Source organism: Limosilactobacillus reuteri, from assembly GCF_013694365.1.
Taxonomy (GTDB): Bacteria; Bacillota; Bacilli; order Lactobacillales; family Lactobacillaceae; genus Limosilactobacillus; species Limosilactobacillus reuteri_E.
In genome coordinates this window covers 1117285-1134188 of record NZ_CP059275.1, presented here as the reverse complement: position 1 = coordinate 1134188, position 16904 = coordinate 1117285, and the positions used below count along the sequence as shown (strand labels likewise).

Annotated in this window: 18 protein-coding genes and 2 pseudogenes; 2 read left to right on the top strand and 18 right to left on the bottom strand. The window is 36.2% G+C overall.

Annotated elements, in window-relative coordinates:
• Positions 1 to 132: 132 nt before the first annotated feature.
• The 12 genes and pseudogenes from HHK02_RS06640 to tnpA (HHK02_RS06580) form a co-directional block, all read right to left on the bottom strand.
• Positions 133 to 966: an Rpn family recombination-promoting nuclease/putative transposase gene (locus HHK02_RS06640; RefSeq protein ID WP_231124816.1), complete on the bottom strand. Its 834-nt coding sequence runs from the start codon at positions 964 to 966 to the stop codon at positions 133 to 135.
• Positions 967 to 2148: an ammonium transporter gene (locus HHK02_RS06635; RefSeq protein ID WP_139561386.1), complete on the bottom strand. Its 1182-nt coding sequence runs from the start codon at positions 2146 to 2148 to the stop codon at positions 967 to 969. It abuts the gene before it with no gap.
• Positions 2149 to 3474 (bottom strand): dihydrolipoyl dehydrogenase family protein, encoded by a 1326-nt coding sequence (locus HHK02_RS06630; protein WP_181462189.1) that lies wholly within the window; start codon positions 3472 to 3474, stop codon positions 2149 to 2151.
• On the bottom strand, positions 3475 to 3957 hold the full coding sequence (locus HHK02_RS06625; RefSeq protein WP_085681244.1) for a GNAT family N-acetyltransferase: 483 nt from the start codon (positions 3955 to 3957) through the stop codon (positions 3475 to 3477).
• 3 nt (positions 3958 to 3960) lie between these two features.
• A pseudogene (locus HHK02_RS06620) lies at positions 3961 to 4257 on the bottom strand (hydrophobic protein); the annotation flags it as partial.
• Positions 4258 to 4839 carry a nitroreductase gene (locus HHK02_RS06615; RefSeq protein ID WP_231124814.1) on the bottom strand — a complete coding sequence of 194 codons (582 nt, stop codon included), beginning with the start codon at positions 4837 to 4839 and terminating at the stop codon, positions 4258 to 4260. It abuts the pseudogene before it with no gap.
• 126 nt (positions 4840 to 4965) lie between these two features.
• Positions 4966 to 6048 (bottom strand): LLM class flavin-dependent oxidoreductase, encoded by a 1083-nt coding sequence (locus tag HHK02_RS06605; protein WP_085650518.1) that lies wholly within the window; start codon positions 6046 to 6048, stop codon positions 4966 to 4968.
• Complete coding sequence (locus tag HHK02_RS06600; protein WP_181462188.1) at positions 6049 to 6972, bottom strand: peptidoglycan recognition protein family protein; 924 nt, start codon at positions 6970 to 6972, stop codon at positions 6049 to 6051. It abuts the gene before it with no gap.
• Positions 6973 to 7419: a DUF3021 domain-containing protein gene (locus HHK02_RS06595; protein WP_085650516.1), complete on the bottom strand. Its 447-nt coding sequence runs from the start codon at positions 7417 to 7419 to the stop codon at positions 6973 to 6975.
• The gene (locus HHK02_RS06590; RefSeq protein ID WP_085650515.1) at positions 7420 to 7854 is read right to left on the bottom strand and encodes a LytTR family DNA-binding domain-containing protein; all 435 of its coding nucleotides are present in this window, start codon (positions 7852 to 7854) and stop codon (positions 7420 to 7422) included.
• Entirely contained in the window at positions 7855 to 8367 is a 513-nt protein-coding gene (locus tag HHK02_RS06585; RefSeq protein WP_085650514.1) for a GNAT family N-acetyltransferase, read from the bottom strand.
• The gene (gene tnpA / locus HHK02_RS06580; RefSeq protein WP_181462187.1) at positions 8368 to 8853 is read right to left on the bottom strand and encodes an IS200/IS605 family transposase; all 486 of its coding nucleotides are present in this window, start codon (positions 8851 to 8853) and stop codon (positions 8368 to 8370) included.
• Positions 8854 to 8987: 134 nt separating this feature from the next.
• Between tnpA (HHK02_RS06580) and tnpA (HHK02_RS06575) the strand changes: the two genes are divergently transcribed.
• Complete coding sequence (gene tnpA / locus HHK02_RS06575) at positions 8988 to 9386, top strand: IS200/IS605 family transposase (RefSeq protein ID WP_181462905.1); 399 nt, start codon at positions 8988 to 8990, stop codon at positions 9384 to 9386.
• A pseudogene (locus tag HHK02_RS06570) lies at positions 9386 to 9526 on the top strand (helix-turn-helix domain-containing protein); the annotation flags it as partial. The gene tnpA (HHK02_RS06575) and the pseudogene HHK02_RS06570, both read left to right, overlap by 1 nt.
• Here HHK02_RS06570 and HHK02_RS06565 read toward each other — a convergent pair.
• From HHK02_RS06565 to HHK02_RS06540, 6 genes are read right to left on the bottom strand one after another with little or no spacing between them, the layout of a single operon-like run.
• Positions 9489 to 10226 carry a KxYKxGKxW signal peptide domain-containing protein gene (locus tag HHK02_RS06565; RefSeq protein WP_181462186.1) on the bottom strand — a complete coding sequence of 246 codons (738 nt, stop codon included), beginning with the start codon at positions 10224 to 10226 and terminating at the stop codon, positions 9489 to 9491. The pseudogene HHK02_RS06570 and the gene HHK02_RS06565 overlap by 38 nt on opposite strands.
• Positions 10213 to 10926 carry a KxYKxGKxW signal peptide domain-containing protein gene (locus HHK02_RS06560; protein ID WP_181462185.1) on the bottom strand — a complete coding sequence of 238 codons (714 nt, stop codon included), beginning with the start codon at positions 10924 to 10926 and terminating at the stop codon, positions 10213 to 10215. The genes HHK02_RS06565 and HHK02_RS06560 overlap by 14 nt, the downstream gene beginning before the upstream one ends.
• Before the next feature lie 55 nt (positions 10927 to 10981).
• On the bottom strand, positions 10982 to 11944 hold the full coding sequence (locus HHK02_RS06555; protein ID WP_181462184.1) for a glycosyltransferase family 2 protein: 963 nt from the start codon (positions 11942 to 11944) through the stop codon (positions 10982 to 10984).
• Positions 11945 to 13021 carry an acyltransferase family protein gene (locus HHK02_RS06550; RefSeq protein ID WP_181462183.1) on the bottom strand — a complete coding sequence of 359 codons (1077 nt, stop codon included), beginning with the start codon at positions 13019 to 13021 and terminating at the stop codon, positions 11945 to 11947.
• A complete protein-coding gene (locus HHK02_RS06545) occupies positions 13022 to 14683 on the bottom strand; it encodes a hypothetical protein (RefSeq protein ID WP_181462182.1) in 1662 nt (553 codons plus the stop codon).
• The gene (locus tag HHK02_RS06540) at positions 14684 to 16891 is read right to left on the bottom strand and encodes a KxYKxGKxW signal peptide domain-containing protein (protein WP_181462181.1); all 2208 of its coding nucleotides are present in this window, start codon (positions 16889 to 16891) and stop codon (positions 14684 to 14686) included. It lies immediately after the preceding gene.
• Between the last annotated feature and the right edge of the window lie 13 nt (positions 16892 to 16904).

Sequence of the window (16904 nt, the reverse complement as noted above, 5' to 3'; positions counted from 1 at the left end):
CGCAGTACAACAATGGCCTTCAGCGTCCGGCAAAGTCGAACGCTGAAGGCCTATTGTTGCTTGCGGGGGCTCCCAGAGGCTAGCTTCGCGTCGAAAAACGAAGTCACGAGTGACTTCTGTCTCGCTCCCTTTTTAAATTATATTTTTCCATAACTTTTTGTTTAATGATCTCTGGTTTAATATTAAGTTCATATTAAGTTCATAAAGAGAGTCAATTAACTTTTTAATATCTTCCCTTTTTGCTTTTGCCATTCCTTCTTCTCGTGCTTCCATTTTAGCGTCCATCAAGTTTAATTCGTACTTCATAAAGCCATTTCTCCTTTCTGGATCTTGTTTGACTTTATCAATTTCGTCTTGAATCTGTGCAATAAATCTATTCTTATTGTCGCCTTGATTGCACATTAAAGCAAGGAAGTTCTTAATCGGTTTATCATTTTTATCAAATTTTTTAGCAAGAGCATTGAAGATAACGACTGTCCGATTATCACCAAATTTCAAGTTATGGTCTCTAGTACAAGTAAGATTAAATTCATATAGTGCCCATCCCTGCTTAAAATAATCAAAATTACAAAACATAATAATATAAGTAGGGTAATTATTGAGTACTGAGTAATTATTTTCAGGTCTTAATAGCTCATGATTAACCTGTTCTTGGTAATAACGTAAGCGTGCTGGTATGTTATTTTGATTATTAACTTGCATCTCAATGACAATGATATTATTTTTATCATCACGAACATAAACGTCAAAGCGAACACGATGGGCACTAACAATATTAATATCTTTTTGGGTGTCTAACTGGATAATCTGTTTTGCTTTAATGTTTGGCAGGGCTCTATTAATTAACTCTAAACAAATTTCTTTATTTTGCATTACTAGTCCAAACATTGGATCACTAGTAATTGTCATCTTTTGCCATTTGTCATAGATTAAGGCAATTTGTTCTTCTCGTGATAGATTATTCATTCACTTACTTTGAATCGCCGCCAGTTTTTCATTATCAATCGAAACCGGTAAAACAATTGAGAGCAGTTTTATTAAGATAATATCCATCACACCAATAAATATAATTGTCAATAAGGTAACGAAGATTTGAACAAGCAAAAGGTGCAAACCACCACCAAATAAAAGCCCATTAGGTACTAGATGACTGATCTGATGGCTAGCAAAAATACCAGTTGCAATACTTCCCCAGATACCACTAACCCCATGGCAACCGAATGCATCAACAACATCATCAATTGGCAGTTGTGGTTTGATCTTAGTAATAAAGTATTGGCTAACGATTGCACCGACTATTCCAATAATCATTGAACCACCTAGTGTAACGTAGCCTGCTCCAGGAGTGATTGCTACTAAACCGGTAATTGCACCATTACAGACACCAGCTAGGGTAACATGATTAAACTGATAACGATCCAATAACATCCATGTTACCATTGCACTTGAACATGAGATGGTCGTTGTTAACATGGCTTGTACGGCCGTATCATTAACGGCGAGGGCCGAACCAGCATTAAAGCCGTACCAACCAATCCATAAAAGGGCTGTTCCAATTAATACCCACGATAAATTATTGCGTTGAGAATGAACATCTTTCCGTCGACCAACCCAGGCTGAAAGGATTAAGGCCGTTATCCCCGCATTTACATGAACAACTAATCCACCAGCAAAGTCAACTGCCCCTAATCTTGCCAATAGTCCATATGGTGCCCAAACCATATGCACAAGGGGGTAGTAAACAAAGATAGACCAGCAAATGGTAAACATTATTAAAAAATTAAAGCGTCCGTGGCCGACGACCGATCCACAAAAGATTGCCGGGGTAATAATTGCAAACATCATCATGAACATTGCATAATCGCCAATTGGAATGCCAGTTTTAGTGATAGCATCGATTGGCACATGAATCATTAATGTATTATTTAAATTTCCGACTATTCCCCAATGGTTGCCGGAAAATGAAAGAGAGTAGCCTACTGTAATCCAAAGAATCACGGCTAAGCCACACATCATAAAAACAGTTAGCAACATGTTATTAGCATGGCGCCGATTGACTAGACCACCATAGAAAAAAGCCAGTCCTGGTGTCATTAATAACACGAGAATACTGGCGATCATGATAAATAATGTATTAACTTGTAACATTTAAGGCAACAATCCAGCAACCTTATCGCCTAACGTTGGATAAATCGCCATTACTTTTTGGCGATACTCATCCCCATTAATCTTCAAACCAATAATTGGCAAGAAGTTATTAATATCATCAGCCGCATAATCGCCAATTTCACTTGCCCCTACCAATTGCTGATCCTTAAAGACTAAAGTAAGGGTACTGATGTGATCGTTTTGGCCTGCGTAAAGGCTACCATATTTTAGCGCAACTGTCTTAACCTGATATTGTGAGTCACCAGTGACATCATCTGGATTAACACCGGCACGGGCAACCTCTGGGAATGTAAAGGCTGCTTGACCAATTGTCGGGTAAACAATATCTTGATCCGTTTTACCTATTAAATAATCAAAAAGATATTGACCCTCAAATTCAGCGACCGGTGTTAATTTAGGTTGTTTCCGATTAATAACATCCCCAATTGCATACACACCGTCAACCGTTGTCATCAAGTGACCGTCGACATTAATACCATGACGATCATATTCAATATCAGTATTTTCAAGCGCTAATTTTTCGATATTTGGATGACGACCGGTTGCATCAAGCACATAGTCAGCCTGTACTTCACCATGATTAGTTGTAACGAGCAAGCCGTCTTTCCCTTGAGTTACTTTTTGCGTATCAGTATTAAAGCTAAATTTTATTCCCCGTTGCTTCATCGCATTAACTAGCGCTTCATCTTCCGCCTTGGTAAATTCACGAAGGACGCGGTCAGAATGAACAACGATTGTTACTTCAGCGCCAGCAGCTGCTACAAGGGTTGCTAACTCTAAGCCCACAAAGCCAGCACCGATTATCGTAATCCGTTGTGGAAGTTCTTTTAACGAGAGGAGGTCATAACTGGTATGAAGATACTCTTTACCCGAAATATTCAGAATATTTGGTGTTTGCCCCGTCGCAATGATAATACGATCGGCCTGGTATTGATGACCGTTTACACTAATAGTATGGTTATCTACAAAACTTGCGTAGCCGTCTTCAATATCATGACTTTTCTTAATAATATCGCGAGTTTCGCCTGGCCATGGATCAAACCGCTTAAGCTTAGTCTGCATTAATGCTTCCCAATCTAATTTTGCTGGTTGACTAATGCCTCGACCAAGAAGTTGCTGAGATTGGAGAACAGTCCGGGCAGCTCCTTCTAGAAAAATTTTTGGTTCGCACCCATAGTTAGGGCAAGTTCCCCCATATTCGAAACCCTCAACTACCAATACTTTACGGTCGGTTTTAGCCAAAAGATTAGCCATTTTATAGGCTGCTGGCCCTGATCCGATCAGAATATCATCATACTTTTTCATTCAGGAATAATAATCTGAGATAGCTAATGTTAGCACCAACATGTCCCGTAACAATAGACCATTTTCGTGAATAGGTTGTCCGTAATTTTTAACAAAAAAGTTCCTTTTAATCTCAGTAACGCGAAAACCTATTTTCTGGTAAAGGTATAACTGCTTAAAGCTCGTACTCCCAGTGCCAATTTGCAATTGTTGATAATGATGTACCTTTGCAAAGTGAACGGCATCCTGCAATAGCCTGGTTGCTATTCCGTGATTTTCAAGCCGTGGATCAACAGCAATATTCTTTATTTCTAATTTATCCGATGTAAGTTCTTGCAAAACCATTACAGCAATGGGATGACCATCTTTAGACTGTGCAAAAAGTATCCCTGATTGCAGATAATTTTGAACTAATTTCTTACTTGGATCAGCACTGAGAAGCAAATCCCAATGTTCAGGAGTTACTGTCGTTACTAATTCTATCCTTGTATCGTTATTAGTCATCTAGCCCACAAGATACGGCCAATTCCTTTTAATCTTCAGAATCGGTCGTTGATGGGAATCTAGTTTATTGGTGTCTTTAATCTGCGTTTTACTTGCCTGTAGAAAGCCAATCGAAGCACCTAAGATTAGAAGAATAATTGTAAGTCCAGCTGCCGTTAAAGATCTTACGTTTTCTAAGCTCAAGACCATCATAATTGCAGAATACACTGGGATAATTATTAGCTCAAATCGTGTTACCTTTTCATATTCAAATGTTCCTTTAATGAATTTATAGATTAATAGAATTACAAATATAGTCATTTAGTCAAAATGCAAAATTTCATTTACAGGTCGACGCTCTGAATTGTAGCTATTAATTGTCGTATTAGCCGAATAACCAAGCGAGATACCAACAATAAACCGTTCATCGTCTGGCACATTCAAAGTTTGGTGAAGAATCGCTGGGAAACGAACGCTGTTATAGGTTGGAATCGTTCCCAAACCATAAGCAGTTGCAGCTAACATAATATTTTCAGCAAATAAGCCCGCATCAAAAATCGACCAATCTGGTGAAGCTTTAGGAATAGTAATATAAAGAATTACAGGCGAATCATATAAAGTATTACTAGCATTTGTCATCTTTTCATGAGCTTCATCAAAATTAGCAAAATGATGAACAATTCCATGCCGCCATTGCTTCATATTATCTTGGGTTTGCGGTGCCCAATCTTCACGGCTCATCACTGGCAAATCTGAATCCCCTTGGTTACCTGCAATATCTTGATCACGATAAGCATTCTTAATTTCTTGTAATGTATCGCCCATCGCACAATATACTTGCCAAGGTTGAGAGTTTACCCATGATGGAGCACGTTGAGCTAATTCAACAATTTTAGTAATCATCTAGGGATATGTTGAAGGAATATTTCCCAGGAAATAATCATTTAACGGCATCTTTAATTGGAAGATAATTAGGATTAAGATTATTCTCTTCAGACCGATCAACAAATTTTGCTTCAGTGATTCCATTTATTCTTTCCATTTAATTGAAAAGTCATTCAATTTACTTTTATCCTTAAAATATTTTTTAACTTTTGGTACAACCTCTTTCCCATAAATTTCAATTGCTTTTAATACATCTTTATGGGGCATTGAGGCAATTGGCAAGTGGAGGTAGAAACGCTTCAAGCCAAGCACTTCCATCATTTTAATAATCTTGTCAGCAACCGTATCGGCATTCCCAACAAAAATAACACCGTTTTCGCCAATACTTTCAAGGTATTGTTCATATGTCATGCCAGTCCATTGTGGCCGCTCTTTACTAATTGTATCAACAAGTAATTTAGTTGGATAGAAATATTCTTTGATTGCCTTTTCCTTATCATCGCTTAGCCATCCCCACGAGTGAGCCGAAACTGGCATTTCACTTAATTTGTGACCTGTTTTTTCAGCCACAACACGATAGAGCTGTACTAATGGCTTAAAGGCATCCATCTGACCACCAATAATTGCATAAACGATTGGTAGTCCCATTTCGGCCGCTCTAATGGTCGAGTTAGGATTGCCGCCAGTAGCTAGTGATATTTTCAAGGGCTTCTTTGGCCGAGGATAGATTCCAATGTGGTCAACTTTTGGCGTGAACTTTCCTTTTGGCCAATCAAGAATTTCGTTCCGGTTAATTTCAACTAGCATATCCAATTTTTCTTTAAATAGTTCATCATAATTATCAAGATCGTAACCAAATAAGTCAAAAGCTTCAGTAAATGATCCGCGACCAGCCATAATTTCAATTCTTCCAGGAGCCATTGCATCAATTGTGGCATATTGCTCAAAAACCCGAATTGGATCAATCGTTGGTAAATTAGTAGTGGCGCTTGAAAGATGAATTTGTTTTGTTTTTGCGGCCGCCATCGCTATAATGATTTCAGGTGCCGAAACTGCAAAGTCTTTGCGGTGGTGCTCACCGATAGCATATGCATCGATTCCTACTTGGTCGGCTAATTCTACTTCTTCAATAAGATTTCTAATCCGTTCATCATGGCTAATGGCCTTACCAGTTTTTTCGAGTGGGGTCGTTTCACCAAATGTTGAGATTCCTAATTCGACATTCATTCACATTTGATTGTAATAAGCCTGGACTAATTCAACAAAGTTATTAATATTATAAGTTGTTCCAAATACCTTACGAGCCGATGTCGACCAATAAGAAATTGGGTCTTCATGATCAGTTCCACCAAGATAACTTGAAATCATTGCATGGGTCCAAACAGTGCCACCACCATCTTTGGTTCCTTTCGTCACGGGCAAATTATTCTGTTTTAAGATATAGGCTGTATAGTAAGCAGCATTGCCAAGCTGGTTTGCAAAAGAAGCTGCGGTATATTCATGAGGCATTTCAAACTGGACAAAATATGGATTAGCATATGGCCCTGCTCCTTCTGCCATATATTTTGTATCCGCAATATTAATAATTTGTTGATTATCAATAAATGTATGAACAAACACTCTAGTTGAACTATAATTTTGCTTCATGTAAGATACTTCACTACTAATCGTTGAATTTTCATTCCCAGTATCATGAATTACGACCCCACGAGGATTTCCAGATGAAGTACTATACCCGCGTTGTTCAAATATACTTGAAATTTGTTTAGTAATTTTAGCGTGTGGAAGACCAGATTGAGTAAGGTAACTATTGATTTCGTTATTCATTTTCAACTCAATATCGGTGGCCCGAACAAAATAATTTTTTCCATTATAGTTAATCCGTGCGTAAGTATCATCGTTATCATTAGAAGTCAGATAGTAGCGATTGACCTTAACTAAGGCTTGATCAGGCAGGTTGGCGCGTTGAATTGCTGAAAGTGAATTATATACTCTTGCGCCACTGCTTAACGTAGCCATTTCACTAACAGCATATGAATTACTAACCTCCCGCGTATGATGAGAATAAAACCAACTCCCACCGATTATTGCCGCGACGATTATAATAAGTGATAGATATATTAAATTTTGTTTTTTCTTTCTCTTTGCCATCTACTTTTTGATTTGCTGATTAATTGAGCGAATCTCTTTTTTTATTGAGTACCAATTAAGAAGCCAAATTATGACATAAATTACAATAAAGATAAGCGTGAAAATGGCAAAATTAATCCAAGTCAATGGGAACCAACCGCATAGGATTGCTAATGGCGCAAAGCCAGCATAGTAAGCACAAAAATTAATGATCGTTTTCTTTAGCAGTGACCAATTTTTAAATTCAAAAATTAAACTGCCAAACCCAAAAACACAGCCAATTAGCATCCATAAAATAACAGAAACAGTTACGCCGTTAAGGGGATGAGCGAATTGGTTAACAAAATTAGGGGATGATGGGTAGTAAGTGGTACTGCCGTTAAGATAGTTGAAAACTAAAGAGATTGCTAAGCCAATTAGAACACCAATTCCTGAGAAACCAATCGTATATTTGACATATTTTTTCATTCATAGTCCTAACCTCGCTTTCAAATTTTTGATTTTTCGTCGCGAAATCTGAATATGGCTACCATTTGTTAAAATTGCATCTATCAAACCATTATCTAATAACTCAAGGTGATCAAGGTAATGATAATTAAAAATAGTGCTGACAGATGCTTCAATAAAATCATTCGGAAGATTGCTTTTGAAGTGGGATAACCGTTCACGATAAAAGTAGGTATGATCTTTTGTTGAAATTTTAGTACCAGTCTTAGCGACAGTTAGTTCAAAGATATCCGAGAATTTAATGGGGATAATTTGATCGGCGTCATAACACCATAATACTGGTTCGGTACTTGTAAAACCTTTTAAGAGGTTATTAATTTGGGGATTCATTTCACGGACAAATAAATCGAGGTGTTCCTCTTCAATATTAGGGTCGATATGACAGTTTACTTTCATTTAATCGTCTAAAGTAATTATTTTTTCAAAGCGAAACATTTCATTATTAGTATCATCCTGAGTTTCATAGTTAAGATCTAGATGGCTTTGGTTATAAAATTCTACAGCAGCAAAGCCACAACGATTGATATAAAAATGAATATTTCGTTTATCAAAATACGGGGTACATGTCTCCCAAAGAACTGTTTGTGGATATTTCTGCTCTAATGCAGTCCAAATTTTATAACCAATTCCTTTATTTTGGTGTGCAGTATCAACGTATAAAAAGTCTAAATGATTGTGATGTGTTTGATCATCGATTTGTACAATTGCGCCACCCACAATCTCATGATCTACAACCGCCTTAAATCCATGGGCATTATCACAAGTAAGAGATACATAAATATCTTCAGTCGGTAATACATCTTCTAAGGAGCTATCCTGTACTTGAGCTGCTTGATTAAACGAATCTTTCATTGCAGGAACAAAAATTGGTAAATCTTTTTCATTAAGTGGCATAAGCTTAAAATCCATTTATTTTCTCCCTTGACTTTCAATATATCGTTTTACAACTTCTAAAAGCGCTCCACCAGTGCTAATTAAGCAATATCTTTGTGTCCAAAAGGCTGATTCCCAAAGATATTGCTTGATTTCTGGAAATTGTTTTTTGACCATTCTGGAGCTAGACGATTTGTAATCATTTAAAAATTTAGCCATTTCCGTATGAGGCGTTGCTCTAAACAAAACATGTACGTGGTCCTGATCATGATTCCATTCTTGCAAATTAATGCCGTATGCTTGTCTCACAACTACAAAACGATGTTTAAGATATTCAGATATTTCATCGTTAATTACTTTTCGACGATACTTAACCACCATTTCCGGATTATTCTTGCGCCGTTCAATTTGCATATTAAGCATTTGATTCCATACAAAACGAACACAACCGAAGGTTTGCCAGAGCTGATTTCGTTGTGCTGAATTTGGATAGATGCGCATTTTAACAGCTTTTAGAACCATATTTTATCCATAAATTTGCGAGAATACCCCCACTTCTATAAGTAGGGGATGAATCGCTCTCTTAAAGCACGTTAGTGCTTTTTCTTTTGTTCTATGATATATTTAGTATATATCTATAAAATGTGGTGATAACAATAGAATTAGATAGAAATCAGCATTCAGTATACTTACCTAATTACCATTTGGTAATGGTGGTTAAGTATCGTCGAAAAGTAATTAACGATGAAATATCTGAATATCTTAAACATCGTTTTGTAGTTGTGAGACAAGCATACGGCATTAATTTGCAAGAATGGAATCATGATCAGGACCACGTACATGTTTTGTTTAGAGCAACGCCTCATACGGAAATGGCTAAATTTTTAAATGATTACAAATCGTCTAGCTCCAGAATGGTCAAAAAACAATTTCCAGAAATCAAGCAATATCTTTGGGAATCAGCCTTTTGGACACAAAGATATTGCTTAATTAGCACTGGTGGAGCGCTTTTAGAAGTTGTAAAACGATATATTGAAAGTCAAGGGAGAAAATAATGGTTCTAAAAGCTGTTAAAATGCGCATCTATCCAAATTCAGCACAACGAAATCAGCTCTGGCAAACCTTCGGTTGTGTTCGTTTTGTATGGAATCAAATGCTTAATATGCAAATTGAACGGCGCAAGAATAATCCGGAAGGTCTAACCGAACACCACCTTGACCAAAGTAGTATGTGTGACCCCAATTGTTATAAAAGCCATTATCTAAACGAGAACCATCTTTTTGGAAGTAATAAGTATGGCCCCAATTATTATAGAAGCCATCATCCAACCGGGTACCATCTGCTTGGAAGTAATAAGTATGGCCCCAATTATTATAGAAGCCATCATCCAACCGGGTACCATCTGCTTGGAAGTAATAAGTATGGTTAGCTTGGTTTAAGAAATAGTTCTTTTGTTGCTGACCTTGGGCATTAAAGTAATAATTCTTACCGTTAATGGTTTGTTGACCAGTTACCTTTTGACCATCTTTATAGTAGTAACTACTCCCTTTATCTGTTTGCCAACCATTCTGTAGAGCGGCTGCTTGCGGAGCCACAGCACTCTTATTTGTGGCTGAAGATTGTTGATCAGTTTGAGTAGTTGAATTAGCCTGATCATCTTGCTTAGCCGTTTCACTTGTACTTTGCGTTGCAGGTGTTACTTCCGCAGCAACATCAGTCGTTTGGTCCTGTGCCTTTTGTGAAGCTACTATAACACTGGTGGTATTGACTGTACTATCAGCACTTACCCCCTGTGAAACTGATAAAGCACCAACTACTACTACCAATGTGGCAATTGCCATGTAACACCAGTTCTTTCCCTTCTTATACATCTTATAATGTTTATGGATACTCATCGTCTAACCGAACACCACCTTGACCAAAGTAGTATGTGTGACCCCAATTGTTATAAAAGCCATTATCTAAACGAGAACCATCTTTTTGGAAGTAATAAGTATGGCCCCAATTATTATAGAAGCCATCATCCAACCGGGTACCATCTGCTTGGAAGTAATAAGTATGGCCCCAATTATTATAGAAGCCATCATCCAACCGGGTACCATCTGCTTGGAAGTAATAAGTATGGTTAGCTTGGTTTAAGAAATAGTTCTTTTGTTGCTGACCTTGGGCATTAAAGTAATAATTCTTACCGTTAATGGTTTGTTGACCAGTTACCTTTTGACCATCTTTATAGTAGTAACTACTCCCTTTATCTGTTTGCCAACCATTCTGTAGAGCGGCTGCTTGCGGAGCCACAGCACTCTTATTTGTGGCTGAAGATTGTTGATCAGTTTGAGTAGTTGAATTAGCCTGATCATCTTGCTTAGCCGTTTCACTTGTACTTTGCGTTGCAGGTGTTACTTCCGCAGCAACATCAGTCGTTTGGTCCTGTGCCTTTTGTGAAGCTACTATAACACTGGTGGTATTGACTGTACTATCAGCACTTACCCCCTGTGAAACTGATAAAGCACCAACTACTACTACCAATGTGGCAATTGCCATGTAACACCAGTTCTTTCCCTTCTTATACATCTTATAATGTTTATGGATACTCATTGATGTGTACCTCCCCTTTTTATTTATAATATTATCTATCCTACCATAATTACAATTAAAATTTCATTTTTTTAGAATAATTTTCATATCTTATGTGAAATCTAGGTCTCATCTTTACCTCTGTAAAGATTTTACCTATATACTCACCTAAGATACTTAGTGAAAGAAGCTGCACTCCCCCTAAAAGCCAAATCGATATCATTAATGAGGACCAGCCAGAGGTCGTTCCCCCGCTAAACTTCTGAACTAACGTATAAATCATAAGAACAATACTTACAATAATTACTAATATTCCAAGATTCATTATCAACTTTATTGGTGTTGTAGAAAAAGAAGTAATTCCGTCAAAAGCAAAATGTATCATTTTCTTTAATGGATATTTTGACTTACCAGCAAATCTCTTCTTTCTCTTATAAAAAACTTTAGCTGATTGATAACCAATAAGAGGAACCATCCCCCTTAAGAATAGATTCCGCTCTTTATATTCCAACAAAGCTAAAACAGCTTTCTTACTCATCAATCTATAATCAGCAGAATTGGGTACTAACTGTACTCCTAGTTTTCGCATTAGTGCATAGAAAGCCAAGGCCGTGTTCTTCTTAAAGAAAGTATCCGTTTCACGGCTGCTGCGAACACCATAAACAATTTCATTTCCTTGATGATATTTATCAATCATTTCATACATTGCATTAACATCATCTTGTAAATCCGCATCAATAGTAATCATTATATCTGAATATTTTGAAGCAATGCTTAGACCTGCTAGTAGTGCATTTTGGTGGCCATAATTACGCGTAAAAGTAATCCCAGTAACATATGAATAATGTTTACTATAGTCCTCAATTAGTGTCCACGTATTATCGCTGCTTCCATCATCCACAAATAATATTTTGCTTTTAGCAGAGACCTTTTCCCCATCGATTAAGTCATTTAAAATCTTACCGACTTCTTTTCGTGTTTCCGGTAAAACTTCTTGTTCGTTGAAACACGGAATAATAATCGTTAATATATCATTCATTTAATGGGCCTCAACTAAATTTGCTAAAAAGCTAGATACTATATCAAATAATTTTCCAAATAGCTTTCTAATAAGAAAATCAATTATAATACATACCGTAAAAACCAAAAAAGACACTATTAATGCATTTCCTAAATAGCTAAGCCAATTATTTGCAAAGCAATTTGAATTAGCAATATGCTGCCATAGAATAGGACGGATAAACGAGTCCTCGCTGATCAAGTATACCCCAAACATTGACAAACTAATCTCATTAATCACTTTGCTATAAAATTCAAACCTTGTGAAAAAAATAAATATAGAAATTGCCAAGAAAAGGTCAATCGGATTATAGAGTAATACAAAAATATTATAATGATTATACAAAAAACTGTTTTGAGTACACAAATACATCCACAGTACTACTATTATTATTCCTATAATTAGCATCTTCCAGAGATTATTACCTCCATATAAAAATTCTAGTCCGTGTCTTTGAATGATTCCACCAATTAAATATAATAACAAGAAATAGGCTCCTGCTGAATTACCGAAAACATCATACGTAAAATCGGGTTTCCCTGGAAAAATAAATCCGAGAGTCGGCAATACTGACCAAAAAAGCACTAGTATCATAAACGTATTTAGCAACATTTTCATACTAAATTTTTGTAATATTAGGTTCATTGCCGGCATACATAGTAACATAAATATATATGCTCCAACAAACCAATATCCACTTGGCAAAGGAATTGGCAAAAGTAATTGTGATACTGTTTCATCTATAGACTTAGGAAATAGAAGTTTTAGTAAACCGAATATCAAAAAGCTATAAAATACAGTTATTGTTACTAACTTAATCGGTCGCCTAACACTATAACTTTTCTGAGACAGAAAATATGCACCTAGAATTACAAATAAATCTACCCCTAACTTCCCAAACAACAAAATTATCATATTTATTCTTAAAGTCGGTAGGTTTGCTATAGAATACTGATGCCAATTAAAAGTCCCATGATAGGCATAATGATGTAGCACAATTGCAAACATACTAATAATTCTTAGTAATTCAAAACTAGAGTTTCTTCGCACTTTCATTTATCCTTTAAAATAATACGTTGTATAATATCTGCCCGTTTGTATTGTTTTATAAGAAGCTTTGTCCATTTTTATACCATTTTGAACTATATATACCCCTCTTTTTTTACTCTTCAATTTTCTATTGATCGGCAAATCAACAATATTCCATTTTCCAAAGTGATTATAAGTCATAAATTCTGATGGCTGAGCATATAGAGTCTCTCTATGAAATTCATAAGGATTAATTTGTTGGTAGAAAATAGGTAAAACAAAATAGGATAATGAATTCGTTTGTCTAATATCATGGCTAGAAACTAAAAATACATTATTATAAGACGCAGCATGATGTATCATTTCTTTTAATTCACTTGGTGTTGTATTTTCATAGTTGTTGTAAGTTCCGTTATTATAATCATTAACATAAGATTTAGCGGCACCCAAAAAGAAAAGAGTAAATATTACCATGAAAGTAATTAAACTTTGGTAATTATCAAATGCTTCCATTATTCCCCTTGCCTCAAAGTAAAGAATTGGAACTATAATTGCATTAAAATGCGTAAAATTAGGCTGTATCAAAAGTAAGTTCCATAAAGCTGAAATTAGCATTATGAACATAAAAGTATCAAGTACCGACTTTTCTTTAACAATATAGGTAATAATACCGATGCAACAAAAAGAAAGCATTAATGGTAAAAAAGCTCCAAAAAATTGTGGAGTTATTTTAGGAATCCCGTCATAACCATTAATTAGCATTTTGATAGAATTTGTTAGGTTATTAATAATGCTTGTTAATAAGTGCCTATTCTCAATAGCAAAAGCTGATCGAGAAGTGGCTAACTTAGTAGCTGTAAATCCTCCAAAGAAAATTTCCCTTTTACTAATAAAGTTAACATAGAGGAAAAGAATTAATGGAAGGCATTCTATTAATAAAATAATAAATGAGACTAGCACTTGTTTAATGTCAATCTTTCCTTTTAGAAGAAGCCATGTATAAAAGCAAATAGCAAAAGAAAATAAAAAAATCCAATTATTAGAATAACAATAAGCTAATAATCCAATAAAAATCGTTATAGTAATCAAATAAGCATTTCTTGCGTACTTACTAGTCGTTGATATAAATAGAATAAATAAACTTAATATAACTACGACTAGCGGAATAAACAAATTACTCTCAATAGCCCATCTGCTAGCACATATAGTTACCGGACTTAGAAAAATAACTATCAATAGCATTAATCTTTGAATATTTTTAAGTATTCGTGTCTTATATAACGAATATGTTAGAAGCAGGATTGAGACTAAATTAATAATAATTAATGGTAGTCGATACGTAGTAATCGTTAATCCTAAAATTTTAACAAATGGTACTGAAATTAAGGGATATAAGATATTCATTCCAGAACCCCAGGCATATAGATAAACTGGATTTTTCACTAAATGAAAATAATCAACACCATACTTTCCCAACGACCAAGAGTTAATTCCTCCCATTGCTTCATCAAGATCCAAATTAGGAAGCTTATCAAATTTATAAATTCTAACCATAAATGCCAAAATTAAAAATACCAATAGAAATATTTTATATTTGATACTTACTTTTCTTATTGTATCGTTCTTTCTTATAAACACAGCTATAACCAAAAAATATACTATTGTAATAGTGAAATATATTATCTGCATTTAATAAATTGTTATAGCACTTCCATTGTATTCAGAAGCAACGCTCCCCCACGAACGCCAACTATCTGCTCCTGTATCATAAGCATTTCCTCCCATTGAATGCGCACCTTGCCCTCTGCCCCAGTAACATGGATCCAATACGTGGAAATAGCCATTAGACTCACCAATTATAACTTTTGCATGATTACGATTTCCATACATCCGTTCAAAGGAAGAAAATCCATAATATAATACCGGATGACCAGTGGCAACTATAGAAGCAATTTGAGATAAGTCCTTACCAGAAATATCACGTACACTACTATCTATATTTTTATATGCCCACCATGCTAATGCTCCTGCTGGAATGATACCTGAAAAGGCACCAGTGTTATACACACCGCCAGACTGTGGTACATGGTTATAGGCATATCCTAGATTAAAAAACTTACCTTTAGTACTTAATAACATTGCCAATGCAGCTACTGAGCATCCTTCCGGTGCATTGATTGGTGTAAATTGACTAAAGTATTGAGCTGTGCGCAAGGAACCGTCAGATTGAGCATACCAATCTTGTGAGTTAAGAAATACATAACCATTTCTCAGCAAAGCACCGTCATTTCCAAACCAATATGTATGGCCCCAATTACTATATGTTTGGTTAGTATAACGGGCACCATCATTTCCAAAATAATAAGTATTACCCCAATTATTGTAAAAGCGATTATCCCAACGGGCACCATCTCCACCAAAGTAGTATGTGTGACCCCAATTGTTATAAAAGCCATTATCTAAACGAGAACCATCTTTTTGGAAGTAATAAGTATGGCCCCAATTATTATAGAAGCCATCGTCTAACCGAACACCACCTTGACCAAAGTAGTATGTGTGACCCCAATTGTTATAAAAGCCATTATCTAAACGAGAACCATCTTTTTGGAAGTAGTAGGCGTGACCCCAATTGTTATAGAAGCCATCATCCAACCGGGTACCATCTGCTTGGAAGTAATAAGTATGGTTAGCTTGGTTTAAGAAATAGTTCTTTTGTTGCTGACCTTGGGCATTAAAGTAATAATTCCTACCGTTAATGGTTTGTTGACCAGTTACCTTTTGACCATCTTTATAGTAGTAACTACTCCCTTTATCTGTTTGCCAACCATTCTGTAGAGCGGCTGCTTGCGGAGCCACAGCACTCTTATTTGTGGCTGAAGATTGTTGATCAGTTTGAGTAGTTGAATTAGCCTGATCATCTTGCTTAGCCGTTTCACTTGTACTTTGCGTTGCAGGTGTTACTTCCGCAGCAACATCAGTCGTTTGGTCCTGTGCCTTTTGTGAAGCTACTATAACACTGGTGGTATTGACTGTACTATCAGCACTTACCCCCTGTGAAACTGATAAAGCACCAACTGCTACTACCAATGTGGCAATTGCCATGTAACACCAGTTCTTTCCCTTCTTATACATCTTATAATGTTTATGAATACTCATACCAAAGTAGTATGTGTGACCCCAATTGTTATAAAAGCCATTATCTAAACGAGAACCATCTTTTTGGAAGTAATAAGTATGGCCCCAATTATTATAGAAGCCATCGTCTAACCGAACACCACCTTGACCAAAGTAGTATGTGTGACCCCAATTGTTATAAAAGCCATTATCTAAACGAGAACCATCTTTTTGGAAGTAGTAGGCGTGACCCCAATTGTTATAGAAGCCATCATCCAACCGGGTACCATCTGCTTGGAAGTAATAAGTATGGTTAGCTTGGTTTAAGAAATAGTTCTTTTGTTGCTGACCTTGGGCATTAAAGTAATAATTCCTACCGTTAATGGTTTGTTGACCAGTTACCTTTTGACCATCTTTATAGTAGTAACTACTCCCTTTATCTGTTTGCCAACCATTCTGTAGAGCGGCTGCTTGCGGAGCCACAGCACTCTTATTTGTGGCTGAAGATTGTTGATCAGTTTGAGTAGTTGAATTAGCCTGATCATCTTGCTTAGCCGTTTCACTTGTACTTTGCGTTGCAGGTGTTACTTCCGCAGCAACATCAGTCGTTTGGTCCTGTGCCTTTTGTGAAGCTACTATAACACTGGTGGTATTGACTGTACTATCAGCACTTACCCCCTGTGAAACTGATAAAGCACCAACTGCTACTACCAATGTGGCAATTGCCATGTAACACCAGTTCTTTCCCTTCTTATACATCTTATAATGTTTATGAATACTCATTGATGTGTACCTC